Source organism: Zavarzinia sp., assembly GCF_049306435.1.
Taxonomy (GTDB): domain Bacteria; phylum Pseudomonadota; class Alphaproteobacteria; order Zavarziniales; family Zavarziniaceae; genus Zavarzinia.
Genome location: NZ_JBAQRT010000081.1, coordinates 1 through 1,699, shown reverse-complemented (window position 1 = coordinate 1,699; position 1,699 = coordinate 1). Strand labels below are relative to the sequence as shown.

The 1,699-nt window shown below is 58.6% G+C and carries 3 protein-coding genes; all 3 read right to left on the bottom strand.

Going from position 1 to position 1,699, the window contains the following annotated elements; translation table 11 throughout:
- Positions 1-369, bottom strand: a 369-nt coding sequence (locus tag WAZ62_RS04075) for an ATP-binding cassette domain-containing protein (RefSeq protein ID WP_422642250.1), incomplete at its 3' end; no start/stop codon positions are given.
- Positions 359-1,183, bottom strand: a complete 825-nt coding sequence (locus WAZ62_RS04070; RefSeq protein ID WP_422642249.1) for an amino acid ABC transporter permease — start codon at positions 1,181-1,183, stop codon at positions 359-361. The genes WAZ62_RS04070 and WAZ62_RS04075, both read right to left, overlap by 11 nt.
- A 1-nt stretch (position 1,184) precedes the next feature.
- On the bottom strand, positions 1,185-1,699 hold a 515-nt coding region (locus tag WAZ62_RS04065), incomplete at its 5' end, for a transporter substrate-binding domain-containing protein (protein WP_422642248.1).

Below are 1,699 nucleotides of genomic sequence, written 5' to 3'. Positions count from 1 at the left end.
GGCGAGAAGTCTGCGCGCATTGTCTGCGGCTTCTTCCTTGCCCTGCTTCAGCACGACGGTCGGCGCGAGGGTGAGGTTGTCCATGACGCTCAGATGGGGAAAGAGGTTGAAGCTCTGGAATACCATGCCCACTTCCTCGCGGATGTGGCGTATGTCCGATTTTGCGTCGGTGACGCTGTCGCCGTCTATGCTGATCGAGCCTGCGTCGAGAAGCTCGAGCCGGTTGATCGAACGGAGCAATGTGCTCTTGCCGGATCCCGATGGGCCTATGACGAGGACGACTTCGCCCTTTTTAACGCTCAGGTCGACGCCGCAGAGAGCCTGGACGGTGCCGAATGTCTTGAAAGCGCCTTTTATCTCAATGAACATTGCCACGGTGTCTCAGCCTTTCTTCCATGAGCGCGACGAGGCGCGAGAAAAAGAGCGTCATCACAAGATAGATCAGTGCGATGACCGTGTAGCTCTCGAAATACCTGAAGGAGGTCGATGCGTACTCCCTGCCGCGGCGAAGCAGGTCTGATACCGCGAGAATGGAGACGAGGGACGAGTCCTTGAGGAGAGCGATGAATTCGTTGCCGATCGGCGGCAGAATGATCTTGACCGTCTGCGGAATGATTATCCTGCGCAAGGCCATCGATCTGCTCATCCCGAGGGCGAGGGCCGCTTCCATCTGACCCTTGGGGATAGCCTGGATGCCAGCGCGGAATATCTCGGCCATATAGGCGCCATAGCATATCGACATGGCGAGGATGGCCGCGGGCGGTCCCTGCAGCCTCAGGAGGGGGCCAAGCGCGTAGTAGATATAGAACAGCTGCACGAGAAGAGGAATTCCCCTGATCACTTCGACATAGACGGTCGCCAGGCGATTGATGCCCTTGTTGTGCGATATCCTGCCCAAGCCCGCGAAAAGTCCGAGGATGAGGGCGAAGAAGATCGAAATGAGAGTGACGCTGAATGTCGCGGCGAGCCCATCGGGGACGAAGGACAGAATCCGGAGGTAGGGATCGGGGCTGAAGAATGGAAGGGCGACGAGGAGTCCGACCGCTCCGAAGAACGAAATGTTCCAGGCGGAGAGAAGGCCGCCCTCATCCTTCGAAGGGATGAGGGTGCCGTCGGTGATGTTGATCGTCGTCCGGCCGACGCCTTTATCGTCCCGGCCGGACGCTGAAGAACCCTTCGTCATGCTATTTGAGCCACTTCGTCACGAGTTCGTCGAGCTTACCCGAAGACTTGACCTTGGCAAGACCGTCGTTGAAAAGTTTGAGGGTTTTCGCATCGCCCTTCTTGAAGGCAAAGCCAAGCCACTCGTCGGTGAAGGGGACGCCCACGATCATGAGCTTGTCCTTGTAGGTGGGGTTCTGGAGAGCGAAATTGGCGGCGATGGGAGAATCGGCGACGACACCTTCGATATTGCCGTTCGCGAGATCCTGGTAGGCCAGTCCGATCTCGTCGTAGGTCTTGAGTTCGACGCCGGCGACCTTGCCGATCTCGATCACGCCCGTGGTGCCGATCTGTCCGCCAACTTTCTTGCCCACCAGATTGGCGAGGGTGGTGACGTTCGCCGTATCCTTGCGGACGACGAGAACCTGACCAGCGTTGACGTAGGGCTCGGAGAAGTCCATGGTGGCCTTGCGCTCTTCGGTGATGGTGACGGAAGAGGCGATGGCGTTGTAGTTGCCCGCGGCGAGGCCGGCGAAGA

Bases quoted from the DNA above. Each gene is read 5' to 3' on its own strand.
- WAZ62_RS04070 (WP_422642249.1), bottom strand. From the start codon at position 1,183: ATGACGAAGGGTTCTTCAGCGTCCGGCCGGGACGATAAAGGCGTCGGC.